Source organism: Mycobacterium sp. H4Y (assembly GCF_000364405.1).
GTDB lineage: Bacteria > Actinomycetota > Actinomycetes > Mycobacteriales > Mycobacteriaceae > Mycobacterium > Mycobacterium intracellulare.
On record NZ_AKIG01000001.1, the window covers coordinates 1,404,691 to 1,430,705 of the forward strand.

At 70.4% G+C, this 26,015-nt stretch carries 25 protein-coding genes; 12 read left to right on the top strand and 13 right to left on the bottom strand.

All coding sequences use genetic code 11. The features are described from left to right. Positions 1 to 4: 4 nt before the first annotated feature. From W7U_RS06285 to sucB, 5 genes are read right to left on the bottom strand one after another with little or no spacing between them, the layout of a single operon-like run. Complete coding sequence (locus W7U_RS06285; protein WP_008256022.1) at positions 5 to 757, bottom strand: DUF4191 domain-containing protein; 753 nt, start codon at positions 755 to 757, stop codon at positions 5 to 7. 28 nt (positions 758 to 785) lie between these two features. Continuing rightward, on the bottom strand, positions 786 to 1,727 hold the full coding sequence (gene lipA / locus W7U_RS06290; RefSeq protein WP_008256024.1) for a lipoyl synthase: 942 nt from the start codon (positions 1,725 to 1,727) through the stop codon (positions 786 to 788). Next, positions 1,724 to 2,425: a lipoyl(octanoyl) transferase LipB gene (gene lipB / locus W7U_RS06295; protein ID WP_008256025.1), complete on the bottom strand. Its 702-nt coding sequence runs from the start codon at positions 2,423 to 2,425 to the stop codon at positions 1,724 to 1,726. The genes lipA and lipB overlap by 4 nt, the downstream gene beginning before the upstream one ends. A gap of 48 nt (positions 2,426 to 2,473) precedes the next feature. Beyond that, positions 2,474 to 3,391: a TIGR01777 family oxidoreductase gene (locus tag W7U_RS06300; protein ID WP_008256026.1), complete on the bottom strand. Its 918-nt coding sequence runs from the start codon at positions 3,389 to 3,391 to the stop codon at positions 2,474 to 2,476. An 8-nt stretch (positions 3,392 to 3,399) separates the two neighbouring features. Beyond that, entirely contained in the window at positions 3,400 to 5,193 is a 1,794-nt protein-coding gene (gene sucB, locus W7U_RS06305) for a 2-oxoglutarate dehydrogenase, E2 component, dihydrolipoamide succinyltransferase (protein WP_008256027.1), read from the bottom strand. Between the two features lie 195 nt (positions 5,194 to 5,388). On the opposite strand from sucB, the gene W7U_RS06310 reads away from it, so the two are divergent. Further along, positions 5,389 to 7,167: an SDR family oxidoreductase gene (locus W7U_RS06310; protein ID WP_008256028.1), complete on the top strand. Its 1,779-nt coding sequence runs from the start codon at positions 5,389 to 5,391 to the stop codon at positions 7,165 to 7,167. Positions 7,168 to 7,172: 5 nt separating this feature from the next. Here the strand turns inward: W7U_RS06310 and W7U_RS06315 are convergent, their stop codons facing one another. Beyond that, the gene (locus W7U_RS06315; RefSeq protein WP_008256029.1) at positions 7,173 to 7,514 is read right to left on the bottom strand and encodes a hypothetical protein; all 342 of its coding nucleotides are present in this window, start codon (positions 7,512 to 7,514) and stop codon (positions 7,173 to 7,175) included. Positions 7,515 to 7,655: 141 nt separating this feature from the next. On the opposite strand from W7U_RS06315, the gene W7U_RS06320 reads away from it, so the two are divergent. Next, positions 7,656 to 8,105: an SRPBCC family protein gene (locus W7U_RS06320; protein WP_008256037.1), complete on the top strand. Its 450-nt coding sequence runs from the start codon at positions 7,656 to 7,658 to the stop codon at positions 8,103 to 8,105. After that, a complete protein-coding gene (locus tag W7U_RS06325; RefSeq protein WP_008256039.1) occupies positions 8,102 to 9,697 on the top strand; it encodes an NAD(P)/FAD-dependent oxidoreductase in 1,596 nt (531 codons plus the stop codon). Before W7U_RS06320 ends, W7U_RS06325 begins: the two co-directional genes overlap by 4 nt. 8 nt (positions 9,698 to 9,705) lie before the next feature. Here the strand turns inward: W7U_RS06325 and W7U_RS06330 are convergent, their stop codons facing one another. After that, positions 9,706 to 11,253 (bottom strand): leucyl aminopeptidase, encoded by a 1,548-nt coding sequence (locus tag W7U_RS06330; protein WP_008256040.1) that lies wholly within the window; start codon positions 11,251 to 11,253, stop codon positions 9,706 to 9,708. Positions 11,254 to 11,303: 50 nt separating this feature from the next. Here W7U_RS06330 and gcvT point away from each other — a divergent pair, with 50 nt between their 5' ends. Both gcvT and W7U_RS06340 read left to right on the top strand, forming a co-directional pair. Further along, entirely contained in the window at positions 11,304 to 12,407 is a 1,104-nt protein-coding gene (gene gcvT / locus W7U_RS06335) for a glycine cleavage system aminomethyltransferase GcvT (RefSeq protein ID WP_008256042.1), read from the top strand. Between the two features lie 55 nt (positions 12,408 to 12,462). Beyond that, entirely contained in the window at positions 12,463 to 13,569 is a 1,107-nt protein-coding gene (locus W7U_RS06340) for a branched-chain amino acid aminotransferase (protein ID WP_008256044.1), read from the top strand. Between the two features lie 92 nt (positions 13,570 to 13,661). Here the strand turns inward: W7U_RS06340 and W7U_RS06345 are convergent, their stop codons facing one another. The 4 genes from W7U_RS06345 to W7U_RS06360 are packed head-to-tail and all read right to left on the bottom strand — an operon-like array spanning position 13,662 to position 16,677. After that, entirely contained in the window at positions 13,662 to 14,423 is a 762-nt protein-coding gene (locus W7U_RS06345; RefSeq protein ID WP_008256045.1) for an adenosylcobinamide-GDP ribazoletransferase, read from the bottom strand. Further along, positions 14,420 to 15,481: a nicotinate-nucleotide--dimethylbenzimidazole phosphoribosyltransferase gene (gene cobT / locus W7U_RS06350; RefSeq protein WP_008256046.1), complete on the bottom strand. Its 1,062-nt coding sequence runs from the start codon at positions 15,479 to 15,481 to the stop codon at positions 14,420 to 14,422. Before cobT ends, W7U_RS06345 begins: the two co-directional genes overlap by 4 nt. Beyond that, entirely contained in the window at positions 15,481 to 16,017 is a 537-nt protein-coding gene (locus W7U_RS06355) for a bifunctional adenosylcobinamide kinase/adenosylcobinamide-phosphate guanylyltransferase (RefSeq protein WP_008256047.1), read from the bottom strand. The genes cobT and W7U_RS06355 overlap by 1 nt, the downstream gene beginning before the upstream one ends. Positions 16,018 to 16,044: 27 nt before the next feature. Next, positions 16,045 to 16,677, bottom strand: coding sequence for a DUF3043 domain-containing protein (locus tag W7U_RS06360; RefSeq protein ID WP_225324938.1), 633 nt, complete (start codon positions 16,675 to 16,677; stop codon positions 16,045 to 16,047). A 242-nt stretch (positions 16,678 to 16,919) separates the two neighbouring features. On the opposite strand from W7U_RS06360, the gene W7U_RS06365 reads away from it, so the two are divergent. Together W7U_RS06365 and W7U_RS06370 are read left to right on the top strand one after the other, a co-directional pair. Further along, positions 16,920 to 17,996, top strand: a complete 1,077-nt coding sequence (locus W7U_RS06365; RefSeq protein WP_008256049.1) for a glycerate kinase — start codon at positions 16,920 to 16,922, stop codon at positions 17,994 to 17,996. A 79-nt stretch (positions 17,997 to 18,075) separates the two neighbouring features. Next, the gene (locus W7U_RS06370; protein ID WP_008256050.1) at positions 18,076 to 18,432 is read left to right on the top strand and encodes an iron-sulfur cluster assembly accessory protein; all 357 of its coding nucleotides are present in this window, start codon (positions 18,076 to 18,078) and stop codon (positions 18,430 to 18,432) included. Positions 18,433 to 18,511: 79 nt separating this feature from the next. Here the strand turns inward: W7U_RS06370 and W7U_RS06375 are convergent, their stop codons facing one another. Further along, positions 18,512 to 19,198: a hypothetical protein gene (locus tag W7U_RS06375; RefSeq protein WP_008256051.1), complete on the bottom strand. Its 687-nt coding sequence runs from the start codon at positions 19,196 to 19,198 to the stop codon at positions 18,512 to 18,514. Between the two features lie 183 nt (positions 19,199 to 19,381). On the opposite strand from W7U_RS06375, the gene W7U_RS06380 reads away from it, so the two are divergent. Continuing rightward, positions 19,382 to 20,356, top strand: a complete 975-nt coding sequence (locus tag W7U_RS06380) for a carbohydrate kinase family protein (protein ID WP_008256052.1) — start codon at positions 19,382 to 19,384, stop codon at positions 20,354 to 20,356. A 150-nt stretch (positions 20,357 to 20,506) separates the two neighbouring features. Here the strand turns inward: W7U_RS06380 and asnB are convergent, their stop codons facing one another. Next, positions 20,507 to 22,465 carry an asparagine synthase (glutamine-hydrolyzing) gene (gene asnB, locus W7U_RS06385; RefSeq protein WP_008256053.1) on the bottom strand — a complete coding sequence of 653 codons (1,959 nt, stop codon included), beginning with the start codon at positions 22,463 to 22,465 and terminating at the stop codon, positions 20,507 to 20,509. Positions 22,466 to 22,610: 145 nt separating this feature from the next. On the opposite strand from asnB, the gene W7U_RS06390 reads away from it, so the two are divergent. From W7U_RS06390 to W7U_RS06405, 4 genes are all read left to right on the top strand, one after another. Beyond that, entirely contained in the window at positions 22,611 to 23,705 is a 1,095-nt protein-coding gene (locus W7U_RS06390) for a cytochrome c oxidase subunit II (protein ID WP_026071572.1), read from the top strand. A gap of 13 nt (positions 23,706 to 23,718) precedes the next feature. Further along, positions 23,719 to 24,138 carry a cytochrome c oxidase subunit 4 gene (locus W7U_RS06395; protein WP_008256055.1) on the top strand — a complete coding sequence of 140 codons (420 nt, stop codon included), beginning with the start codon at positions 23,719 to 23,721 and terminating at the stop codon, positions 24,136 to 24,138. A 188-nt stretch (positions 24,139 to 24,326) separates the two neighbouring features. Continuing rightward, complete coding sequence (locus W7U_RS06400) at positions 24,327 to 25,259, top strand: MmpS family transport accessory protein (RefSeq protein WP_008256057.1); 933 nt, start codon at positions 24,327 to 24,329, stop codon at positions 25,257 to 25,259. Further along, positions 25,259 to 25,903, top strand: a complete 645-nt coding sequence (locus W7U_RS06405; protein ID WP_008256063.1) for a DUF2561 family protein — start codon at positions 25,259 to 25,261, stop codon at positions 25,901 to 25,903. Before W7U_RS06400 ends, W7U_RS06405 begins: the two co-directional genes overlap by 1 nt. Positions 25,904 to 26,015 lie beyond the last annotated feature (112 nt).

Here is a 26,015-nt window from a genome sequence, read left to right on the forward strand (position 1 = left end):
GCGATTACTTGCGGCGCACCGTGCGCTGCACGCCGCGCATCTTGCCGGCGTTGGGCAGCGGACCCTTGGGCATGACGGCGGCCCCGGCCCGCGTCCCCAGCGCGGCCAACCGGGACTCCAGCGTGTCCATCTGCTTGACGGTGATGTTGGCCGGCAACCGGGTGAGATGGCGCTCCAGCTTGGCCAGGGGCACCTCGTCCTCGCCGTTGCCGACGATGATGTCGTAGATCGGCACGTCCCCGATCAGGCGGGCGGTGCGCTTCTTCTCCTGCGCCAGCAGTGGGCGCACCCGGGTCGCCGAGCCCTCGCCGACCAGGATCACGCCGGGACGGCCGATGACGCGGTGCACGGCGTCCAAGTGGCCGGTCGCGGCCACGCCGGGGGTCACCCGCCACTTGCCGCGCAGGTTGTCCAATGCCCATGCGGCCGCCCCGGTTTGGCCTTCGGCCTTGCGGTAGACGGACTTCTGGGCGCGGCGCCCGAAGACGATGAACGCGACCAGCGCGCCCAGCACCACGCCGAGCGGGATCAAGGTGATCATCGTCAGCCCGCCGGCCCAGAGCCCGACGCCCACCGAGACGCCCACGATCAGCACGAAGGCGCCGATCATGTACGGCAGCAGGCGCTTGTCCTCCTGGCGTTGCAGGTTGAACGCCTGCCACAACTGGGTGCGGCGCTCCCGCGCGGCGGCCTTGCGGGCGGCCTGCGCCTGCGCTCGGGCGGCCTTGTTCTCAGCGGCAGTGCGGGATTTAGCCATAGTCAAAGAATACGTAGCGCCCCGACGGTCACCGTGCCGCGGCGTCCGAGGCGCGGGCGGCGGCCGCTTGCTGATACAGCCGCCCCGCGCGATACGACGAGCGCACCAGCGGCCCCGACAGCACCCCGGAGAACCCCAGCTGCTCGGCGTGCTGCGCGAACTCGACGAATTCCTCCGGCTTCACCCACCGCTCGACGGGGTGATGCCGCGCCGAGGGCCGCAGGTACTGGGTGATGGTGATGATGTCGCAGCCGGCGTGACGCAGGTCGGCCAGGGCGGTGCGCACCTCGTCGGGGGTCTCGCCGAGGCCGAGGATGAGGTTGCTCTTGGTGACCAGCCCGGCGTCACGCGCCGCGGTGAGCACGTCCAGGCTGCGCTGGTAGGTGAAGGCCGGCCGGATGCGCTTGAAGATCCGCGGCACGGTTTCGACGTTGTGCGCCAACACTTCCGGGCGCGACTCGAACACCTCGGCCAGGCGGGCGGGCTCGCCGTTGAAGTCGGGGATCAACAGCTCGACGCCGGTCGACGGGTTGAGTTCCTTGATGGCGCGCACCGTCTCGGCGTAGAGCCACGCGCCGCCGTCGGGCAGGTCGTCGCGGGCCACGCCGGTGACCGTGGCGTAGCGCAGCCCCATCGTGCGCACGCTGTCGGCCACCCGCCGGGGCTCGTCGCGGTCCAGCTCGGCTGGCTTGCCGGTGTCGATCTGGCAGAAGTCGCAGCGACGGGTGCACTGGTCACCGCCGATCAGGAAGGTCGCCTCGCGGTCCTCCCAGCATTCGAAGATGTTGGGACACCCGGCCTCTTCGCAGACCGTGTGCAGGCCCTCGCGCCGGACCAGGCTCTTGAGCTCGGTGTATTCCGGGCCCATCTTGGCCCGCACCCTGATCCACGGCGGTTTGCGCTCGATCGGGGTTTCGGCGTTGCGCACCTCCAGGCGCAGCAGTTTGCGTCCCTCGGGTGCGACAGTCACATCGCTGATGCTACGCGCGCGGCGCTGTCGTGCTCGCGCACCGGCAGCACCCCGTCCAGGGCGTCGCAGACGGCGTCGGCGACGCTCGTGCGGATGTCGTCGACGGTCACCGGGCGGCGCAGTTCGGCCGACAACGACGTCACCCCGGCGTCGCTGATGCCGCACGGCACGATGGCGTTGAAGGCGCCCAGGTCGCAGTCGCAGTTGAGCGCGAACCCGTGCAGGGTGGTGGCGCGCGACACCCGCACGCCGATCGCCGCGACCTTGCGGTCGGGCCGGCCGTCGGTGCCCGGCACCCACACCCCGGACCGGCCCGGGACGCGGACCGTGTCCAGGCCCAGGTCGGCGCACACCTTGATCAGCGCTTCCTCCAGCCGCCGCACGTAGTTGACCACGTCGAGCGGTTCGATCAGGCCGATGATCGGATACCCGACCAGCTGACCGGGACCGTGCCAGGTGATCTTGCCGCCGCGATCGGTGTCGACGACGGGGGTGCCGTCGGCCGGTCGTTCGTGCGGCTCGGTGCGCCGTCCCGCGGTGTAGACCGCCGGGTGCTCGAGCAACAGCAGGGTGTCGGCGCCGCCCGCGGCGCGGGCGTCGGCCAGGTCGCGCTGCTGCTGCCAGGCCACGCGGTAGTCGACGGTTCCGAGCTGGCGGACGTCGATCAGGGACCGGCTGGACCGGATGGAATCGATCACCTTCGCGACGGTACTCGGCCCGCCCGCGCGAGGGCGACGCACGTGCCGCTAGTCGTGGTCTCGCCGGGCGGTGGCGTAGCCGAGCGCCTCACCAATCGTGTTGTGGTGGAACAGAAAACCGGCGCGCTCGAGCGCCGACGGGATGGCCCGCTGGCCCGTCAGCAGGCCTTCGTCGGCGAACTCCCCGAGCGCGGCCCGCACCGCGAACCCGGGCAGCATCAACGGCGTCGGACGGTTGACCGCCCGCCCGAACGCGGTGGTGAACTCGGCGTTGGTGACCGGCGCGGGCCCGGTCATGTTCACCGGCCCCGACAGCGCGGTGTTCGATATCGCGAACAGCAGCGCGCGCACTTCGTCCTCCAGCGTGATCCACGACATGTACTGCCGACCACTGCCCAGCCGGGCCCCGAGGCCCGTGCGGAACAGCGGCCGCAACCGCCCCAGCGCGCCACCGGCGGGGGAGAACACCAGCCCGGTGCGGGCCAGCACCACGCGGGCGCCGCCGTATTGGGCCGGCAGCGTGGCGGCCTCCCAGTCCTCGCACAGCCGGGCCAGGAAACCGCTTCCGGCACGGTCGTTTTCGTCGACCACGCGGTCCTTGGTGTTTCCGTAGAAACCCACCGCGCTGGCGTTGACCAGGGTCGCCACCCCGGCGTCGGCGACCGCGTGCGCCAGGACTTCGGTGGGGGCGATGCGGCTGTCGCGCAGGCTCTGCTTGAAGGCGCCCGACCAGCGGCGCTTGCCGATGTTGACGCCGCACAGGTTGACGACGGCGTCGACGTCGCCCAGCGTGTCGGGGTCGAGGTCGCCGCTCTCGGGGTTCCAGTGCACCTCGTCGGCGTTGCTCGGCGCGCGACGTACGATGCGCAGCACGCGGTGGTCGGCGGCCCGCAGGGCCGCGGTGAGGGCGGAGCCGATCAGGCCGGACGACCCTGCGACCGCGACGACGAACTTTTGACCAGCCACGTTCGCGCTCAGAGCCCGAGGTCGGCCTCGAACGCTCCCTCTTCGAGCCGGTGCTTGATGGTGGTCAGGAACCGCCCGGCATCCGCGCCGTCGATCAGCCGGTGGTCATAGGTCAGCGGCAGGTAGCAGATCGATCGGACACCGATCGATTCGTTGCCGAATTCGTCGACGATCACCCGGGGGCGTTTGACGATGGCGCCGGTGCCCAGCATCGCGGCCTGCGGCGGGACCAGGATCGGGGTGTCGAACAGCGCCCCCTGGCTGCCGATGTTGGTGATCGTGAACGTGCCGCCCGAGAGCTCGTCGGGTTTCAGGTTGCCCGAGCGGGCGCGCGCGGCGATGTCGGCGATCGCCCTGGCCAGCCCGGCCAGCGACAGGTCGCCGGCGTTGTGCACGACGGGGGAGAGCAGACCCTGTTCGGTGTCGACCGCGAAGCCGAGGTGCTCGGCGTCGAAGTAGGTGATCTCCTTGGTTTCCTCGTTGTAGCTCGCGTTCACGTTCGGGTGGATCTTGAGGGCGTCGATCACCGCGCGGGCGATGAACGGCAGGAAGGTCAGGTTGACGCCTTCGCGTTCGGCGAACGCCGCCTTGGCCCTGGCCCGCAACCCGACCAGCCTGGTCATGTCGACCTCGTGGGTCTGGGTGAGTTGGGCTGTGGCCTGCAGGGATTCGCGCGTCTTGTTGGCGGTGATCTGACGGATCCGGCTGGCCTTCTGGGTGGTGCCGCGCAGGTGCGCCAGCGCCGGCGCCGGGGTGGGCGCGGGAGCGGCCTTGCGGGCCTCGCCGGCAGCGGGGGTGGGAGCAGCAGCGGCGGCGGGCGCCTTGTCGGCCTGCTGCTTGCGCTCGGCGGCCGCCAGCACGTCTTGCTTGCGGATGCGGCCGCCCACTCCGGTGCCGGTGACCGAACTGAGGTCGATGTTGTTCTCGGCGGCCAGTTTTCGCACCAGCGGCGTCACGTAGGGGGTGCCGTCGCCGCTCGCGTCCGCCGGCTGGGCCTGTGCGGGTTGGGCTTTCGGCTCGGGTGCCGCCTTCGGTTGCGGTGCGGGGGCCGGCGTCGGTTCGGGCTTCGGCTGCGCCTGGGGCTGGGGCTGTGGTTGTGGTTGCGGTTGTGGCGCGGGTTCCGGCTTGGGTTCGGCCTTGGGCGCGGGCGGCGGCTGCGGCGCGGCGGGGGCGGCGGCCTCGGAACCGCTGCCGATGCGGGCCAGCTCGCCGCCGACGGGCACGGTGGCGTCTTCCTCGGCGGTGATGCTGATCAGCACACCGGCCACCGGCGACGGGATCTCGGTGTCCACCTTGTCGGTGGACACCTCGACAAGCGCGTCGTCGACCTGGACCGAATCGCCGACCTTCTTGAGCCAGCGGGTCACGGTGCCCTCGGTCACCGACTCACCCAGTTCGGGCATCAGCACCGGGGTGGCGTCGCCGCCGCCGGAGCTCTGCTGGGCCGGCTGCGGCTCGGGCTGGGCCTGGGGCTGCGGCTCGGGCTCGGGTTGCGCCTCGGGCTGGGCGGGGGGCGCCGACTGCGCCTGCGGCTCTTGCTGGCTCGGCGCCTGGGATCCGCCGTCCTCGTCGCCGATCACGGCCAGCTCGCCGCCGACCTCGACGGTGTCGTCTTCCTGGGCGACGATCTTGGTCAGCACACCCGCGGCCGGCGACGGGATTTCGGTGTCGACCTTGTCGGTCGACACCTCGACGAGCGGCTCGTCGAGTTCGACCGTGTCGCCTTCCTGCTTGAGCCAGCGGGTGACCGTCCCCTCGGTGACGCTCTCACCGAGTGCCGGCATCTGGACGGAGAAGGCCATCTTTTCTGACTCCTCGATCGCTCGTGGGTCGGGGCGGGTCGTGCAGCTCGCTTGTGGAAGGCGAAGTAGCAATCCAAAACTATCCTGTCACTGCGGCCGCGCCGGCACGCAGCCAGGGCAGATACCGCGCGCTGGCCGGGTGACCCCGATCACGCTTGCTACCGTGTGGCCACGGCAGCCAGAGCGGGAGGTCCGATGCCGCCATCACAACAACTACCCCGGCATTTCGTCGACAGCGCGGACGGCGCGCGCATCGCCGTCTACGAAGAGGGCAACCGCGAGGGCCCCACCGTGGTGCTGGTGCACGGCTTTCCCGACTCGCACGTGCTGTGGGACGGGGTCGTGCCGCTGCTGGCCGAGCGGTTCCGGATCATCCGCTACGACAACCGCGGCGTCGGCCTGTCCTCGGTGCCCAAGCCGGTATCCGCCTACAGCATGGATCGCTTCGCCGACGACTTCGCGGCGGTGACCGGCGAGCTGAGCCCGGGCGCGCCCGTGCATGTGCTGGCCCACGACTGGGGCTCGGTGGGGGTGTGGCACTACCTCAAGCGCCCCGGCGCGGGTGACCGGGTGGCCACGTTCACGTCGGTGTCCGGACCCGCTCAGGACCAACTGGTCGACTACATCTTCACGGGCCTGCGCGCGCCGTGGCGTCCGCGTACTTTCCTCCGGGCGCTCAGCCAGGCGCTGCGGTTCACGTACATGCTGCTGTTCTCGATCCCGGTGCTGGCGCCGTTGTTCCTGCGGCTGACGCTGTCGGTGCCGGCGCTGCGCCGCAACGCGGTCGACAACATTCCCGTCGAGCAGATCCATCATTCCGACAAGCTCGCGCGCGACGCCGCCCAGTCCGTGAAAACCTATCCCGCCAACTACTTTCGCTCGTTCTCCGGTCGCAAGGGCGGCGTCGCGGTCATCGACGTGCCGGTGCAGCTGATCGTCAACACCAGGGACAAGTACGTGCGGCCGTACGGGTACGACCACACCCCGCGCTTCGTGCCGCGGCTGTGGCGCCGCGACATCCGGGCCGGTCACTTCTCCCCGATGTCGCACCCGCAGGTGATGGCGGCGGCGGTGCACGACTTAGCCGACCTGACCGAGGGCAAGCAGCCCAGCCGCGCCCTGTTGCGCGCGCAAATCGGGCGCCCGCGCGGATCGTTCGGCGACACCCTGGTGTCGGTCACCGGCGCCGGCAGCGGGATCGGGCGCGAGACCGCGTTCGCGTTCGCGCGCGAGGGCGCCGAGGTGGTGATCAGCGACATCGACGAGGCGGCCGTCAAGGCCACCGCCGCCGAGATCGCCACCCGCGGCGGCGTCGCGCACGCCTACGTGCTCGACGTGTCCGACGCACAGGCGGTGGAGGCGTTCGCCGAGCGGGTCAGCGCCGAGCACGGCGTGCCCGACATCGTGGTCAACAACGCCGGCATCGGGCAGGCGGGCGGGTTCCTGGACACCCCGGCCGAGCAGTTCGACCGGGTGCTCGACGTCAACCTCGGCGGGGTGGTGAACGGCTGCCGCTCGTTCGGGCGGCGACTGGTGGAGCGCGGCACCGGCGGCCACATCGTCAACGTGTCGTCGATGGCCGCCTACGCCCCGCTGCAGTCGCTGAGCGCGTACTGCACGTCGAAGGCGGCCACCTACATGTTCTCGGACTGCCTGCGCGCCGAACTCGACACCGCCGGCGTCGGCCTGACCACGATCTGCCCGGGCGTCATCGACACGAACATCATCAAGACCACCCGCTTCGACGCACCCGCGGGAAAGCTGGCCGAGGCCGTCGACGGGCGCCGCGGGCAGCTGGGCACGATGTTCGCGCTGCGGCGCTACGGCCCCGACAAGGTCGCCAACGCGATCCTGTCGTCGGTCAGGAAGAAGAAACCGATCCGCCCGGTCGCGCCGGAAGCCTATGCGCTGTACGGACTTTCGCGGGTGGCGCCGCAGGGACTGCGCAACGCCGCGCGGATGCGGGTGATCTGAGGCGATTACGGGCCCGTGGCCGCGCCGCGGCGCCCGGTCAGCAGGGTCGCGCCGATCGCGATGACGCCGAGCACCGCCAGCGGGATGGCCCACGCCCGGCGGCCACCCACCGACGACTGGCACTGCGCGACAAAATCGGTGTGCGGGACGATCTGGTTGAGGATCGGGATATTCGCGCCATTGCTGTTGTTCGCGCTTCTGGCCTCGGAGAGATCCGTCGCGACGGCGTTGCCGCACCCCACCGAGTGGCCATTGCTGTCGGTGACCGACACCGGCGCCAACAAACCGATGACCCCGGCCAGCAACAGCACCGCGCCCACACCGATGATCAACCGTCGCGCCGTCATGGTTTGCCTTTCTCGCCTTTTCCTGCCAGGGATTACGACCGCTTGCAGATTAACCGGAGCGAAGCGCCGATAAACCCGGACGGATACAGCGCCCGTTGGTGGGTATCCCGCCGCAGTAGTCACGAGCGGAAAGGATGTGCGGTGATCACTGCGACGCGAGAGGTGCCCGTCCCGTGCGAGCGGGTGTGGGAGGTGCTTGCGCAGGGCTGGACCTACACCCAGTGGGTGGTCGGCAACAGCCGCATGCGCGCCGTGGATCCGAACTGGCCGGAGGCCGGCTCCTCGATCAGGCATTCCATCGGGATCTGGCCGCTGGTGATCGACGACGCCACCATCGTGGAGGAAAGCGAACCGCCGCACAGGCTGGTGTTGTGCGCCCGCCTGGGGCCGATGGGCGCCGCGCGGATCACGATGCTGCTGCACGAGATTCCGCAGGGGTGCCGGATCGAAATGATCGAGGTGCCGGTCGAGGGCCCGATGAGCCTCGTTCCCGATTCGGTCGCGTTGGCCGCGGCCTACCCGCGTAACAAGGAGTGCCTGTTGCGGCTGGCGGCACTAGCGGAACGTCTGGAGCCGAGCCAGGTGAAGTGACCGTGCACGACGCTGCCGACGCGGTCGTCATCGGTGCCGGGCACCACGGGCTGGTTGCCGCCGCGATGCTGGCCGACGCGGGGTGGGACGTGCTGGTGCTGGAAGCCCAGCCGGAGCCCGGCGGCGCGGTGCGCAGCGCCGAGCTGACCCCGGGCTATATCACCGACCTGTTCAGCTCGTACTACCCGATGACGGTGGCCTCGCCCGCGATCGCCGCGCTGCGGCTCGAGGACCACGGCCTGCGATGGTCACACGCGCCCGCGGTGGTGGGCCACCCACGCGGCGGCGCCGACGACGACCCGCCCATCATCTACCGCGACCCGGCGCGCACCGCCGCGGAATTCGCGCGCCGCGAGCCCGCCGACGGCGAAAACTGGTGGCGCATCGTGAAGTTGTGGGAGCGCATCAAGGCGCCCCTGCTCGACGCCATGCTGGCGCCCTTCCCGCCCGTGCGCCCGCTGCTGCGACTGCTGGCCGAACTCGGTACGTCGGAAGCGATCCGGGTCGCGCGCCTGCTGGTGCAGCCGGCCAACACCATGGCGAGCGAGCTGTTCGCCGGGGAGGCACCGCGAGTCTTGTTGTTGGGCAACGCCATGCACGCCGACGCCCCGCCCGATGCGCCGATCAGCGGCGCCATGGGCTTTTTGATGACGATGCTGGCCCAGGACTGCGGCTGGCCGGTGCCGGTCGGTGGGTCGGGTCAGCTGACGGCCGCGCTGGTCAGCCGTGCCCGCTCCGCCGGCGCGCGAATCGAGTGCAACGAGAACGTTTCTCGCATCGAGGTGCGGGGCGGCCGGGCGGTCGCGGTGACGACGGCCGAGGGGCGCACGGTGCGGGCGCGTCGGGCGGTGGTGGCCGACGTGACGGCGCCGCGACTGTTCTGCGACATGCTGCCCGCCGACGCGGTGCCGCCCAAGGTGCGGCGCGACCTCGAGCACTTCGCGTGGGATCCGCCGGTGGTCAAGGTGAATTATGCGCTGCGCGAGCCGGTTCCGTGGCGGGCGCAACGGCTGCGCGGGGTGGGCACCGTGCACCTCGGGGCCGACGGCGACGGGCTGGTGCGCTGGATGGCCGACCTGAACACAAAGACGGTGCCCGATCATCCGTTCATGTTGCTGGGGCAGACCACCACCGCCGACCCGACCCGGTCGCCGGCGGGCACCGAAAGTGTGTGGGCGTACACGCATTTGCCCCGCAATGTCGCCGACGACTCCTCTGCCGAGCGCCTCGCCGACTCGGTGGACCGGGTCATCGAGGAGCATGCGCCCGGCTTCGGCGCGGCGGTGATCGACCGGTTCGTGCAGCGCCCGTCGGACCTGGAGGCCAGCGACGCCAACTTGCACCTGGGCGCGCTCAACGGTGGTACCGCGCAGCTTCAGCAGATGCTGATCTTTCGACCGGCGGCCGGGATGGGCCGGGCCGAAACCCCGGTCGAGGGGCTGTATCTGGGCAGTGCGTCGGCCACCCCGGGCGGTTCGGTGCACGGCGCCTGCGGGCGCAACGCCGCCAACGCCGCGCTGGCCGCGGGCGGGGTCAGCGGCTGGCCGCGGCGCAGGCTGACCCGCGCCGCGATGTCGCTGCTGACGAAATAGTCTGCGCGTCAGCAGTTTTCGGCGATGTCCTCGAGGACCGCGAACATGGTGCGGACCGGCACGCCGGTGGCGCCCTTGGGCGTGTAGCCCCACGGTCCGCCGGTGTTATAAGCGGGACCGGCCACGTCGATGTGCGCCCAGCCCACGCCGTCGGCGACGAACTCGCGCAGGAACACGCCCGCCACCAGCATGCCGGCGAAGCGCTGCCCGCTGATGTTCGACAGGTCGGCCACCGTGGACTTCAGGTCCTCCTTGAGTTCGTCGGGCAGCGGCATCGGCCAACCGTTTTCGCCGACCCGCTGCGAGATCGCGGCCACGCGGTCGCGGAACTCGTCGCTGCCCATCACCCCGGGGATCCGGCTGCCCAGCGCCACGGTCTGCGCGCCGGTCAGCGTGGACGTCTCGATCAGGTAGTCCGGGTTGTCCTCGCAGGCGCGCACGATGGCGTCGGCCAGGATCAGCCGGCCCTCGGCGTCGGTGTTCTGCACCTCGACGGTGATGCCGCCGTACTGCGTCAGCACGTCACCCGGGCGCTGCGCCGTCGCCGACGGCATGTTCTCGGCCATCGGCACGGTGGCGATCACGTCGATGGGCAGCTGCAGCTGCGCGGCCAGCGTGACCGTCGCGATGACCGCCGCGGCCCCGCCCATATCCGAGGTCATGTGGTGCATCCCGGCCGCCGGCTTGATCGAGATGCCGCCGGTGTCGAACGTGACGCCCTTGCCCACCAGGGCGACTCGCTTCGCCTGCTTGGACCGCTTGGCCAGCTTCGCGCCCCGGTGGGTCAGCCGCACCAGCCGCGGCGGCCGCGACGACCCCTGGCCGACGCCGATGATCCCGCCGTAACCGCCCTTGCGCAGCGCCTTGTCGTCGAGCACCTCGACCTCGAGTCCCACCGACTCGCCCAAAGCCCTTGCGCGCTTGGCGAATTCGTCAGGGAACAGGTGGCTCGGCGGGGTGTTGACGAAGTCGCGGGCGGTGGCGACCGCGGTCGCGACGGCCGCACCGTGCGCGGCCTCCTTCTTGGCGTCCTTGGCGGTGGCGAGCACCGTGATCTTGCCCAGCCCTTTGTCTTTGGGTGCGGACTTGGGGCTGCGGAAGTCGGTGAACCGGTAGCTGCCCAGGATCAGGCCCTCGACGGCGGCCGAGACGACGCCGTCACCGGGCAACTCGCCCAGCGTGGTGATCACGGCCGCGGTGCTGCCCAGCGACCGCGCGGCCACCCCGGCGGCGCGGCGGACCGTGTCGGCAGGCCACTCCGGCCGCGGCTTGCCCAGGCCGATCGTCAGCACGCTGGACACCGGCAGCGATCCCACCACCAGCCGGTGCACCTGGTCGGCGCCGCCGGTGGCCTCCAGCGCGCGCAGCCCCGACTCGATCTCGGCGACCGCATCCGAGGACAGGAACGGCCCGGCCTCGGTGACGGCCGCGCCCGGCTTGTCGTCGTCGCCGGTCGAGACGACGGGCACGATCAGCACGGTGGACGCGGCGGCGCGCCGGGGCAGCGAGGAGGCGACAGTGACAGCGGGGGAGGAGTAACCGGGTTCTGTGCTCATCCGCATCACCCTAACGGGCCGCCCGTCGCGGCCCCTTAGGGTGAAGAGTCGTGAGCAACGAAGCCGACCTTCTGCACGGACCGTTAGAAGACCGTCACCGCGACCTGGGTGCCAGCTTCGCCGAGTTCGGCGGCTGGTTGATGCCGGTGTCGTATGCGGGCACAGTCAGCGAGCACAACGCGACGCGCAACGCGGTCGGCCTGTTCGACGTCAGCCACCTGGGCAAGGCCTTGGTGCGCGGGCCGGGCGCCGCGCGGTTCGTCAACGCCGCGCTCACCAACGACCTGAACCGGATCGGGCCCGGCAAGGCGCAATACACCCTGTGCTGCACCGAATCCGGCGGGGTCGTCGACGATTTGATCGCCTACTACGTCGACGACGACGAGATCTTTCTGGTGCCCAACGCCGCCAACACCGCGGCCGTGGTCGACGCGCTACAGGCGGCCGCGCCACCCGAACTGACCATCACCAACCTGCATCGCTCCTATGCGGTGCTGGCCGTGCAGGGCCCGCGCTCGGCCGACGTGCTCGGCGAGCTGGGACTGCCCACCGACATGGATTACATGGCCTACGCCGACACCTCGTATTCCGGGGTACCGGTGCGGGTCTGCCGCACCGGCTACACCGGCGAGCACGGCTACGAGCTGCTGCCGCCGTGGGAGTCCGCCGGTGTGGTGTTCGACGCGCTGGCCGCCGCGGTCACGGCGGCCGGCGGCGAGCCGGCCGGCTTGGGCGCCCGCGACACGCTGCGCACCGAGATGGGCTATCCACTGCACGGGCACGAACTGTCGCTCGACATTTCCCCGCTGCAGGCCCGCTGCGGCTGGGCGATCGGCTGGAAGAAGGAGGCGTTCTTCGGCCGCGACGCCCTGCTGGCCGAGAAGGAGGCGGGGCCGCGGCGGCTGCTGCGCGGGCTGCGGATGACCGGCCGCGGGGTGCTACGCGCCGGGCAGACCGTGCTGGCCGGCGACACCCCGGTCGGGGTGACCACCTCGGGCACCTTCTCCCCGACGCTGCAGGCCGGCATCGCGCTGGCGCTCGTCGACACCGACGCCGGGGTCGAGGACGGCCAGGAGATCACCGTCGACGTCCGCGGCCGTCGCGCCGCCTGCGAAGTCGTGCGCCCGCCGTTCGTCGCGGTGAAAACCCGCTAGCCGCGCCGCTTGCGCGGGCGAAATCCGATTCGGCGGGCGGATATACAATCGGCGGATGACCAGTGGCTCCCTCGAGTTCACGGTTTCGCGCTCGACACGTCCGGCGACCGACACCGAACGCGAAACCATCCTGGCCGAGCCGGGTTTCGGTAAATACTTCACCGACCACATGGTGGCGATCGAGTACGACGAGGGCCGGGGCTGGCACGACGCGCGCGTCATCCCCTACGGCCCGATCGAGTTGGACCCGTCGGCGCTCGTGCTGCACTACGCCCAGGAAATCTTCGAGGGCCTCAAGGCGTACCGCTGGGCGGACGGCTCGATCGTCTCGTTTCGCGCCGAGGCCAACGCGGCCCGGCTGCGGTCCTCGGCGCGGCGGCTGGCGATTCCCGAACTGCCCGAAGAGCTGTTCATGGAATCCCTGCGCCAGCTCATTGCCGTCGACAACGCCTGGGTCCCGTCCGCCGGTGGGGAAGAGGCGCTGTATCTGCGCCCGTTCGTCATCGCCACCGAGCCCGGACTGGGCGTGCGGCCCTCCCGGCAATACCGCTACCTGCTGATCGCCTCGCCGGCCGGCGCCTACTTCAAGGGCGGCATCAACCCCGTCACGGTCTGGGTGTCGACGGAGTACGTGCGGGCCAGCCCCGGCGGCACCGGCGCGGCCAAATTCGGCGGCAACTACGCCGCCTCGCTGTCCGCTCAGGCCGAAGCCGCGGCCCACGATTGCGACCAGGTGGTGTGGCTGGACGCGGTCGAGCGACGCTTTGTCGAGGAGATGGGCGGCATGAACATCTTCTTCGTGTTCGGCAGCGGGGGGTCGGCGCGGCTGGTCACCCCGGAACTGTCCGGCTCACTGCTACCCGGGATCACGCGGGATTCGTTGCTGCAGTTGGCCATTGACGCCGGGTTCTCCGTCGAGGAACGCAAGATCGACATCGACGAGTGGCAGAAGAAGGCCGCCGCGGGCGAGATCACCGAGGTGTTCGCCTGCGGCACCGCCGCGGTCATCACACCCGTCTCCCACGTCAAGTACGGCGACGCCGAATTCACCATCGCCGACGGCCAATCCGGCGAGGTGACGATGGCGTTGCGCGACACGCTAACCGGGATTCAGCGGGGCACCTTCGCCGACACCCACGGCTGGATGGCCCGGCTCGGGTAGGCGGCTCGGGTAGGCAGCTCGGGTAGCCGCCCGATCGCCCGGCCAGTCGGGCGCTCGGGTGTCGGCGCCCGGCTGGCCGGGCGCTCGGCGCGTTAGAACCGCACCAGGGCCGCGAGCGCCACCGCGCACACCGTCGTCGTCAGCTCGATCGCGGCGCCCAGCACGTCGCCGGTGATGCCGCCGAAGCGGCGCGCGCAGTGCCGCACCAGCACCGCGCCGCAGCCCAGGCCCAGCAGTACCGCCGCCGGTCCGTGCCACGGCCGTGGCACGGCCGCCAGCGAAACCCCCAGCAGCACCGCGACCCAGGCCGCCACCACGGCCGTCGGCTGACTTCCGGCGACCGCGGCACCCAGCGCGCTGCCCTCGGCGGCCGGCACCGCGCGGTGGCCGGCCAGCACCGCGGCGACCCGCCCGGCGAACACCGCCACGGCGATCCCGACGACCCCGCGCACCCCGCCGCCCGCTCCCAGCGCCGAGAACGCCAGCCCCTGCAGCAGCACCACGACGACGACGGCGGCCACGCCGAACGGCCCGGTCGATCCCTCCCGCATCACCGCCAGCGCCCGCTGCGGCGGCCCGTAGCAGCCCAGGCCGTCGGCGGTGTCGGCGACACCGTCGACGTGCAGGCCACGCGTGATCAGCAGCAGCACCACGACCGGGAGCAGCCCGGGCAGCGGGCTGGACGGCCCGAACGCGTGAACCCCGCCCCAGGTCACCGCCGCGGCCAGCGCCCCCAGGGCCGCACCCACCACCGGCAGCGCCGTCAGGGCGCCCCGACCCATCGGCGCGGTCCGTGCACCCGGGACGGGCAGCACCGTCCCGAACGCGAAAGCCGTTGCCAGCGAACGGATCACGACGGGGGAGCGGCCTGGTCGGGGCGGTTGGACACGCCGGCCTCGGTGAACGTGGCCATCGACGACAGCGCGGCCACCGCGGCGCGCAGCACCGGCACCGCCAGCGCGGCGCCGGTTCCCTCGCCCAGCCGCATGCGCAGGTCGAGGATCGGCTCCAGATCCAGTGCCGTGAGCGCCAACGCGTGGCCCGGCTCGGTGGACCGGTGACCGGCCTGCCACCACATCCGGGCGCCGGGAGCCAGGTGCTCGGCGACCAGCGCGGCCGCCGTCACCGCCATGCCGTCGAGCAGCAGCGGCGTGCGCCGCACCGCGGCCTGCGCGCAAAAGCCCGCCATCGCCGCCAGATCCGCGCCGCCCGCGCAGCGCAGCAGCGCGACCGGGTCCGGCAGCACCTGCCGCGCGCGGAACAGGGCGTCGCGCACCGCGGCGGTCTTGCGTCCCCACCCCGCGTCGTCGATCCCGGTGCCGAAGCCCACCACCACGACCGGCTCGGCGTTGGTCAACGCCGCCACCAAAACCGCTGCGGCCGTGGTGTTTCCGATGCCCATGTCACCGGCGATCAGCAGATCCGCGCCCGCGTCGACCTCCTCGTCGGCGATGGCGGCGCCGGCGGCCAGGGCCCGCTCGGTCTCCTCGTCGCTCAACGCGTCCTGCACCGTGATGTCGCCGCTGCCGCGCCGCACCTTGTGGGCGCCGATCGGTGGACTGAGCGCGTCGGCGTCGACCGCCAGGTCCGCGACGCGCACGCTCGCCCCGGCGATGCCGGTCAGCGCGTTGATCGCTGCCCCGCCCGCGTCGATGTTGGCGACCATCTGCGCGGTCACCTCCGGCGGGTAGGCCGACACCCCCGAGCCGGCGACACCATGATCACCGGCGAACACCACCACCCGGGCCCGCTCGAACTGTCGCGGGGGGCATTGGCCCTGGCACGACGCGATCCACACCGACAGGTCCTCGAGGCGGCCCAGCGCGCCGCGCGGCTTGGTCAGGGCGTCCTGGCGCGCGCGGGCGGCGGCCGCGACGCCCGCGTCGGGCGGTGACACGACGGCGAATTCCATTAGCCCCCCGACGGTTTGATCGGCACCGCCTGCCCGGCCACCACCAGCACGACCCGATCGCACAGCCGGGCGAGGCGCTGGTTGAGGCCGCCGAGTTCGTCGGCGAACCGGCGCCCGGCGGCGGTGGCGGGCACGACGGTCAGCCCGACTTCCGGGCTGACCAGCACCAGTGTCGAGGCGAAGCCGCCGACCGCGGACAGCACGTCGTCGACCGGCGCCGCCACCGAGCCGCCCTCCCATGCGTTCTCGCGGTCCATCGCGCCGGCCAGCCAGGTGCCCAGATCGTCGACCAGGGTGGGGGTGTCCGCGGATTGGCGCAATTGCGTTGCGATGTCCTGGGTTTCGATCGTCGCCCAATGCGCGGGCCGGCGCTCACGATGTTCGGCGACCCGGTGCGCCCAGGCCGCGTCGCCGGCACCGGTCGGCCCGGGAGCCAGGTAATGAACCGGCCGGCCGGGCGGCAACCCCGCGGCGATGGCGTCCTCCGCCCACCGTGACTTGCCTGACCTGATCCCGCCGAGCACCAGGGTGCGCACCGGCGTCAGCCGGCCTTCGGGTAACGGTTATTCGACACTGGCGCCATGCTTGACCTGGGGCCGCGGCGCGCGCAGCCGGCGCATCTGGGAGGCGCGGCCGGCGGCGTAAAGGCCTAGCTTCCAACGGCTTTCGGTGTTGTCGGGGAATTTCGCGTCGACCAGCTTGCTGACTTTGCGGCCCAGGATCAGGCCGTCGACGCTCATCACCGCCATCAGCGCCAGCATCGCCGGGGAAATCCAGAGCTGCAGCTGCGGGACGCCGAACATGACGAACATCAAAAACAGGGTCGACGGCATGAACAGGCCCAGCAGGTTGCGCCGGGAATCCACCACGTCGCGCACGTAGCGCCGGATCGGGCCCTGGTCGCGCGGCAGCAGGTAGCCCTCTTCGCCGGCCATCATGCGGTTGCGGCGCTCCGACATGCGCGCGCGGTTGGCGGTCTTTTCGGCGCGGCGCTCCTCACGGCTGAGCTTGGGCCCGGCCAGCGATTTGCGCCGGGCCCGCGCCTCGGCGGAGGTCATGGGTGCGGGCGCGACGGGACCCTTCTTCGCGTTCCGGCGGGCCTCGTTGCGCTTGGGCGTGGGACGCCCCTTGGGTCCGGTCCGGCGGGGTGCGGCGTCCGGGGCGCCAGCAACGTCGGAGGCGGCCGACACGGCCACGGTTTCGTCGAGGTCGGTGTCCTGGCCCTTCTTGCGACCCAAAAGCTTCACAGGGGCCAGGTTACTTCGCGGACGACGCGCGCCGGAATTCGCCTGGAATGCCTTGCTATTAGACCTGCGTTAGTGCCGCACTTGGCCCTACTCTTACACGTGATGAATGGCTGCCTTTGATGGACGACGGGTCGATGGCCTCGGATGATGCTGCCCCCGGCCTGGCACCCGGCCGCCTTCAGCTACCCGCGATGCAGGTTTTGGTGGCCCCGGACTGTTACGCCGACAGCATGTCGGCCCTGGAAGCCTCCGCCGCCATCGCGACCGGCTGGACACGGTCGCGTCCGGGCGACCGGTTCATCGTCGCGCCGCAGTCCGACGGCGGGCCCGGCTTCGTCGAGGTGCTGGCCAGCCGGCTGGGGGAGATGCGGCGATTGCGGGTGTCGGGGCCGCTAAAGGCCATGGTGGAGGCCGAATGGGTCTTCGATCCCGGGTCGGCGACCGCATACCTGGAGTGCGCCCAGGCCTGCGGTTTGGCGCTGCTCGGCGGTCCGCCCACCCCAGAGACCGCGATGGCGGCCCACAGCAAAGGCGTGGGGCAGCTGATCGCCGAGGCGCTGCGGGTGGGGGCGACGCGGATCGTCGTCGGGTTGGGTGGCAGTGCGTGCACCGACGGCGGCCAGGGCATGATCGCCGAGTTGGGCGGCCTGGACACCGCCCGCCGCCAACTGGGCAACGTGGAGCTGATCGCCGCCTCCGACACCGAATACCCCCTGCTCGGTCCGTGGGGAGCGGCCCGAGTGTTCGGGCCGCAGAAGGGCGCCGACACGGCCACCGTCGCGGCGCTGGAAGTTCGGCTGCAGGCCTGGGCGCTCATTTTGGAGGCGGTGGCCGGGCGCGACGTGAGCGCCGAACCGGGCGCGGGCGCCGCCGGCGGCATCGGCGCCGGGCTGCTCGCGCTCGGCGGGCGGTGTGAGTCCGGGGCCGCCATCATCGCCGAACACACCCGGCTTTCCGACGATCTCGACACGGCGGAGTTGATCGTCACCGGCGAGGGCCGCTTCGACGAGCAGTCCCTGCACGGGAAGGTGGTGGGCTTTCTGGCCGACGCGGCCCGGCCGCGGGGCATCCCGGTGGTGGTCCTGGCCGGCCAGGTCGATCTGGACAACGCGACGGTGCGCTCGTCGGGGATCATGGCCGCGTTGTCGATCGCCGAGCACGCAGGATCGGTGCGGCTGGCCCAGGCCGACGCCGCCAATCAGCTCATGGGTCTGGCCTCCGTTGTGGCGGCGCGACTCGGGAATAGCGGTCCTGCAAGGTACCGTTGATGGTGTGGACTTTCCGGCAGTCCGGCGGCGCCGGGCGTGATCGGTCCCCGCTCAACAAATGAGGCATGTAGGAGAAGCAATGACGGTGCAAAACGAGTCGAACGCCAAGACCCACGGCGTGATCCTGACTGAGGCCGCCGCCACCAAGGCCAAGTCGCTGCTGGACCAGGAGGGTCGCGACGACCTGGCGCTGCGCATCGCGGTCCAGCCGGGCGGGTGCGCTGGGCTGCGCTACAACCTCTTCTTCGACGACCGGTCGCTGGACGGCGACCTGATCGCGGAGTTCGGGGGTGTGACCCTGACGGTGGACCGGATGAGCGCGCCCTACGTCGAGGGCGCGTCCATCGACTTTGTGGACACCATCGAAAAGCAGGGGTTCACCATCGACAACCCCAACGCCGGCGGGTCGTGCGCCTGCGGCGACTCGTTCAACTGATTTCACCGCGAGACTGCGACTACCGACGCGTTCCCCGAGTAGGGCCGTCGGCGGTTGCGGTCTCGCGGCAAGAAAAGCTCTAGTACGAGCCCCCGGTGCGCAGCACGTATGAGCACACCATGATCTGGCCGCGCTGGAAGAGCAGCTGCGCGATGCCCTGCACCTGCCCGCGCATGGGTCCCCCGCTCACCGGCGACACCCGCATGGTGAACAAAGCCTGAGCCTGGTACTGCGACAGGTACACGATCTTGTCGATCGAGGTGATCTCCACCTCGGAGAACTGCTTGCGGAATGCGTCGCTGCTGAGCTTGGCCAGCGCCTGGTCGGATCGCTTGTCCTGGACGGCGTCGTAGAGGCCGCACAGCGCGTTCCGGGCGATCTCGTTGATGTCGCGGTGCTCGAGCGCGTCCAGGTATCCCTGAATCGCCGTCTTCGCCGCGCCCTCGGAGAACGTGGTGCCGGTGTTGGCCCCGTTGGTGCGCACCCCGTAGACGATGGCCACCGTCATCACCGCGACGAGCGCGATGGCCAGCGCCACGCCGACGATCAGCCGCCGCCTGGAGCGTGGCGGCGGATACGGCGCCGGCCCCGGGGGCGGCCCGGCATAATTGCCCGAAGGGGGTCCCGCCTGCGGAGCCGGGGTGAAGCCCGGGCCGCCGGTGGCGGGGTCATCGGGGAACTCGAGTGGCTCGGATTCGCGTGGGGGCTCGTGTCCGCTCGGTCCGTTGCCGCCGCCAGCGTGGTTCGGCGAGTGCGGGCCTGCCATCGTGGTTCTCCTACGGTGGTAGACGGGACTGCAAGCGGGTTGCGGCGCACGCATTGTGATCCCGGCGACTTGAGTGAGTTCCCTAGGGAGGCTAGCGCAGACCTTGCGGCGACCGTGCACGCGACGACGGTCGGAGGCGCCTGAGTAAGCTAGATAACCTTACTAACGAAGGATGGAGATTTCGTGACGATCGCGGTGACAGGTTCGATTGCGACCGACAATCTGATGCGGTTCCCCGGCCGGTTTTCCGAGCACCTGCTGGCCGAGCACCTGCAGAAGGTGTCCTTGAGCTTCCTGGTCGACGACTTGGTGATTCACCGCGGCGGCGTGGCGGGCAACATCGCCTTCGCCATCGGTGTGCTGGGCGGCGACGTCGCGCTGGTCGGCGCGGCCGGTGACGATTTCGGCGAGTACCGCGACTGGCTGCAGAGCCACGGCGTCAACTGCGACCACGTGCTGATCTCGAAGACCGCGCACACCGCGCGCTTCGTGTGCACCACCGACGAGGACATGGCCCAGATCGCGTCGTTCTATCCCGGCGCCATGTCCGAGGCCCGCAACATCAAGCTTGCCGACGTCGCGTCGTCGGTCGGCACACCCGACCTGGTGATCATCGGGGCCAACGACCCCGACGCGATGGTGGTGCACACCGAGGAGTGCCGCAAGCTCGGCCTGCCGTTCGCCGCCGACCCGTCCCAGCAGCTGCCCCGCCTGTCCGGGGAGGAGATCGACAAGCTGGTCGACGGCGCGGCCTACCTGTTCACCAACGACTACGAGTGGGAGCTGCTGCTCTCCAAGACCGGCTGGTCCGAGGCCGACGTGCAGCAGAAGGTGGGCCTGCGGGTGACCACGCTCGGCGCCAAGGGCGTCGACATCGTCGAGCGTGACGGCACCACCACGCACGTCGGCGTGGTCCCCGAGACCAGCCAGACCGACCCCACCGGTGTCGGCGATGCGTTCCGGGCCGGTTTCCTCACCGGGCGCAGCGCCGGGCTGAACCTCGAGCGTTCGGCACAGCTGGGCTCGCTGGTGGCCGTGCTGGTGCTGGAGTCGACCGGAACCCAGGAATGGGCGTGGGACCGCGAGGTCGCCAAGACCCGTCTGGCCGACGCCTACGGCGACGAGGCGGCCGCCGAGATCGCCGCGGTGCTGGGTTAGCGCCGTTTCCCCGACGCCCTTTCTCGCCCGGGCCGCATCGAGTGTGAACCCACGGCGTCGCGTGTGCGCTGACGGCGCCGACACGCCGACACACCGCGCCCAGGGTTCACGATGAAAGCCCAGGATTCACACGCGAAGCCCGGGCGTGGCCTAGAGCTGCACCGGATACATCGGCTCGCTGATCTGCGGCACCACACTGCGCTCGACGAAGATCGCGTGCCAGAGCATGAAGATCAGCAGCGTCCACAGCCGGCGGCTGTGATCGCCGGCGCCGCTGCGGTGCTCGTCGAGCATCCGGTGCACGGCCGCCCGGTCCACCAGGTGGTCCGCCTGCGACGACGCCGCCAGCTCGTAGGCCCACTCCAGCAGCTCGCCGGTGCGCAACCAGTGCCGGATCGGCACCGGGAACCCGAGCTTGGGCCGGTGCAGGACGTGCGCGGGGACGATCGGCTCGAGCGCGCGGCGCAACGCGTACTTGGTGGTCGTGCGGGTGATCTTGGCGTCGACGGGCAACCGGGACGCCACGGCGAACACCTCGGGATCCAGGAACGGCACCCGAAGCTCCAGCGAGTTGGCCATCGTCATCTTGTCGGCCTTGACCAGGATGTCGCCGCGCAGCCAGGTGAACAGGTCGATGTGCTGCATGCGGGCCACCGGGTCCCAGCCCGCCGACTCGGCGTACAGCGGCGCGGTCACGTCGGTGTGGGTCCACTCCGGGCGGAAGCCGGGCAGCGCGTCGCGCAGCTGCGCGTCGGAGAAGCTGCGGGCGTTGCCGTAGTAACGCTCTTCGAGCGTCAGCGAGCCGCGGTGCAGCAGGCTCTTGCCCCGCATCCCCTCGGGCAGCGGGCGCGACACCTTGCCCATCGACCGCCGCAGCGGACGCGGCAGATAGTCGAAGGGCTTCAGCGACAACGGCTCCCGGTAGATCGTGTAGCCGCCGAACAACTCGTCGGCGCCCTCGCCGGACAACACCACCTTGACGTGCTTACGGGCCTCGCGAGCGACGAAGAACAGCGGCACCAGCGCCGGGTCGGCGACCGGCTCGTCGAGGTACCAGACGATTTCTGGCAGGGCGGCGACGAACTCGTCCGGCGTGACCACCTTGGCGATGTGGCGCGCGCCGATCGCCTCCGCCGAGGCCACCGCGACATCGATCTCGGAGAATCCCTCCCGCTCGAAGCCGGTGGTGAACGTGATCAGTCGCGGGTTGTGCCGGATGGCCAGCGCCGCGATGGCGGTGGAGTCGATGCCGCCGGAAAGGAAGGACCCGACCGTCACGTCGGCGCGCATGTGCTTGGCCACCGAGTCCTCGAGCACCGCGGTGATCTCGTCGTACCGGGCCTGCTCGCTGCCGCGGGCGATCGGGGTGGCGGCGAACCGGGGCACGAAGTACCGGGTGACCTCGGGTTGCAGGCGGTCGGGGCGGATCCGGGCGTAGCAGCCCGATTCCAGCCGGCGCACCCCGCGGTGCAACGTCTCGGGCTCGGGCACGTACTGCAGGACGGTGTAGTGCTGCACCGCCCGCTCGTCGATGCGCGTGTCGAACCCGATCAGCTCGGCCAAATCCAGCAGACACTTTTTCTCGCTGGCCACCGCGGTGCCGCCGGCACCGGTCGCCATGAACAGCGGTTTGATGCCGAAAGGGTCTCGGGCGCAAAACAATTCGCGGGTAACGGTGTCCCACAGCGCGAAGGCGAACATGCCGCGCAATCGGGTCAGGACATCGGTGCCCCAGTAGTGGTAGCCGGCGACGACGGCCTCGCCGTCACCATCGGTGGCGAAGACGGCCCCATGGGAGGTGGCCAGTTCGTCGCGCAACTCCAGGTAGTTGTAGATCTCGCCGTTGAACACCAGCACGTAGCGGTCGGGCGCCTCCGGCGGCCCCCAGCGCAGCGGCTGGTGCGAATGCGCGATGTCGATGATGGACAGCCGGTTGAAGCCGAACACCACCGAACCGTCGGTGTCCGGGTCGACCCAGGTGCCGGGCTCGTCGGGCCCGCGGTGGCGCATCGAATGCGACGCGCGCGCGATCGCGTCGTCGGCGCGGGCGGCGGCCGCCTCCTTGTCCCCGTCCTCGGGGGCGGCAACGAACGCCAGCAGACCACACACGGCGCCCCAGTATGCCGCACTTGGCGACCGCTCGTGGACGTCGCACCCGGCACGGCGCGAGACTGGCGGGCCGGGGTTTCGTCGCCCGCCTCAGGCGCGTGGTCTACGCTGCGTAGTATTCGATATCCGAGCAGGAGGCGCCAACGTGACCCCTCGCGAGCAGGACCGTTCGCAATCTTTGTCGCAGGGTAGGTTTCAGCGCCGTCCTGGGGGCTCCGCCACCGGTCTTTCCCGCCGTCTCCGGCCGCTGGCGCTGGCCGTGACGCTGGGTGTGCTGGCGATGTTCCTGAGCGGGTGCAGCAGCTGGGCCGACGCGCTGGCCCTGGGCTGGCCGAGGGGGATCACGCCGCAGGCGCAGCTCAACCGGGAGCTGTGGATCGGCGCGGTGATCGCCTCGCTGGTCGTCGGCGTCATCGTCTACGGCCTGATCTTCTGGTCCTCGGCGTTCCACCGCAAAAAGGCGACCGACACCGAGCTGCCCCGCCAGTTCGGCTACAACATGCCCTTGGAGCTGGCGCTCACCGTGACGCCGTTCCTCATCATCTCGGTGCTGTTCTACTTCACCGTCGTGGTGCAGGAGAAGATGCTGCACATCGCCAAGGATCCCGAAGTGGTGATCGACGTCACGGCATTCCAGTGGAACTGGAAGTTCGGCTATCAGCGCGTCGATTTCAAGGACGGCACGCTGACCTACGACGGGGCGGACGCGGCGCGCAAGAAGGCCATGGTGTCCAAGCCGGAAGGCAAGGACGAGCACGGCGAAGAGCTGGTCGGGCCCGTCCGCGGCCTCAACACCTCGGACCGCACCTACCTGAACTACGACAAGGTCGAGACGCTGGGAACCAGCGACGAGATCCCGGTGCTGGTGCTCCCGACCGGCAAGCGCATCGAATTCGATCTGGCGTCCGCCGACGTCGTCCACACGTTCTGGGTTCCCGAGTTCTTGTTCAAGCGCGACGTCATCCCGAACGCCGACGCGAACAACTCCGTGCACGTCTTCCAGGTCGAAGAGATCAACACGCCCGGGGCGTTCGTCGGCCACTGCGCCGAGTTCTGTGGCACCTATCACTCGATGATGAATTTCGAGGTTCGCGTGGTGTCGCCCAACGACTTCAAGGCCTACCTGCAGCAGCGGATGGATGGCAAGAGCAACGCCGCGGCGCTGCAGGCGATCGGACAACCTCCCGCCGCGGTGACCACGCACCCGTTCGACACCCGCCGCGGCCAGTTAAGCCAGTAGGTTAGGACACCAAATGCATATCGAAGCCAGGCTATTCGAGTTCATCGCCGGGTTCTTCTTTGTGGTTGCGCTGCTCTACGGGGTTTTGACCGCGCTGTTCGCCACCGGCGGGGAAGAGTGGGCGGGCACCACCGCGCTCGCGCTGACGGGTGGGCTGGCGCTGATCGTGGCCACCTTCTTCCGGTTCGTGGCGCGCCGGCTCGACACCCGGCCCGAGGACTACGAAGGCGCCGAGATCAGCGACGGAGCAGGGGAATTGGGCTTCTTCAGCCCGCACAGCTGGTGGCCGATCCTGATCGCGCTGTCGGGCTCGGTGGTGGCGGTGGGCATCGGGCTGTGGCTGCCGTGGCTGATCTTCGCCGGCGTCATGTTCGTCCTGTCGTCGGTGGCCGGACTGGTCTTCGAGTACTACCTGGGTCCTGAGAAGCACTGATTCGCGGCATAAAGGTCACAATCCGATCACGTGATCGCTTGCGCCGATCGCCACGGCGGCTCTGCCCGTTTTGGGTTCGGTAGTGTTTCGCGCAGGCAATGAGAAGTTCCCAGCGCGCCCGGCAACGAGGTGATTGCGGAGTTTTACGCGCAGGTGATGCAGTCGAACAGGGTAGGCAAAGGGCAGAGATGAGCGGGTCGAAACCCCCGGGATGGGAACCTGACGAATCCGATCCTGTCGACCCGATCAGCCACCACGCGGACGCCGGTGACGACCCCGCTGACGACGGGGAGCCCGGCGGCGACCACGACGTCGAGGGCGCGGCGGAACCCTTCGACGACAGCGCCGAACTGGCCGCCGCTGACCAGACGGACGCATACTCGCGTGCCTACTCGGCCCCGGAGTCCGAGCACTTCACCAGCGGCCCCTACCTACCCGCCGATCTGCGGCTCTACGACTATGAGGACTACGACGAGTCCGCCGACGAGGACGAACGCAGCACCGCGCGCTGGCCGTGGGTGGTGGGGATCGCCGCCATCGTGGCCGCGATCGCGCTCGTCGTATCGGTGTCGTTGCTGTTCGCCCGGACCGACACCACCAAGCTGGCCAACCCCAACACCACCACCGCCCCGTCCACGCCGCCGATGCAGGACGAGATCACGACCACCAAACCACCGCCGCCGCCTCCACCGCCACCCACGACCGAACCGCCGCCGCCCCCGACAGCAACGGAGACACAGACTGTGACGGTGACGCCCTCTCCGGCACCGCCGCCCCCGCCCGCACCCGCTCCGGCACCGCCGGCGACCTCCACCGCGGCGGCGCCACCGCCGCCGACGACGCCGGCCGGGCCGCGGCAGGTCACCTACTCGGTGACCGGCACCAAGGCCCCGGGCGACATCATTTCGGTGACCTACGTCGACGCGTCCGGCCGCCGGCGCACCCAGCACAACGTGTACATCCCCTGGTCGATGACCGTCACCCCGATCTCGCAATCCGACGTGGGCTCGGTGGAGGCCTCCAGCCTGTTCCGGGTCAGCAGGCTCAATTGCTCGATCACGACGAGCGACGGAACCGTGCTGTCGTCGAACAGCAACGACTCGCCGCAGACGAGCTGCTGATGGTCAGCAGATATTCGGCATACCGGCGCGGAATCGGCGACGACACCGTTTCGCCCGAGGTGATCGACCGCATTTTGCTCGGCGCCTGCGCCGCCATCTACCTGGTGCTGTTGGGCGTCAGCGTGGCCGCGGCCGTCGCGCTCACCGATCTGGGCCGGGGCTTTCACAAATCGGCCAGCAGCCCGCACACCACCTGGGTGTTGTATGCGGTCATCATCGTTTCCGCGCTGATCATCGCGGGCGCGATCCCAATACTGTTGCGGGCCCGGCGGATGTCTCAGTCCGAGCCGGCCGCCCGGGCGATGACAGCGCCGAACCGGCCGCCGGTGCGCCTGATGTCTCAGGCGCCGCGCACGGCGGCCGAGCGGGCCCGGCAGGCCACGGTGCAGGCGGCGCCGGCGAAGACGGATGCCGAGTGGTCAGGGGAGACGGTGGACCGAGTCTGGTTGCGCGGCACGGTCATACTGACCGGCACCATGGGTGCGGCGCTGATCGCGGTCGCGACGGCGACCTACCTGATGGCCGTCGGCCACGACGGCGCGTCCTGGACGGCGTATGTATTCGCCGGTGCCATCACCGCGGCGATGCCGGCGGTCGAGTGGCTGCATATCCGCCAGCTGCGCCGCGTGGTCGACGAGCGCTGACGCGTATCGCCGTCGAGGTGTAAACCATCGACACATAAGCATTGCGACGACACGTCGTGCGTCGTCGCAATGCTTATGTGTCGCGCGCGCTCGTGGGTGATTGCGGGTGCTC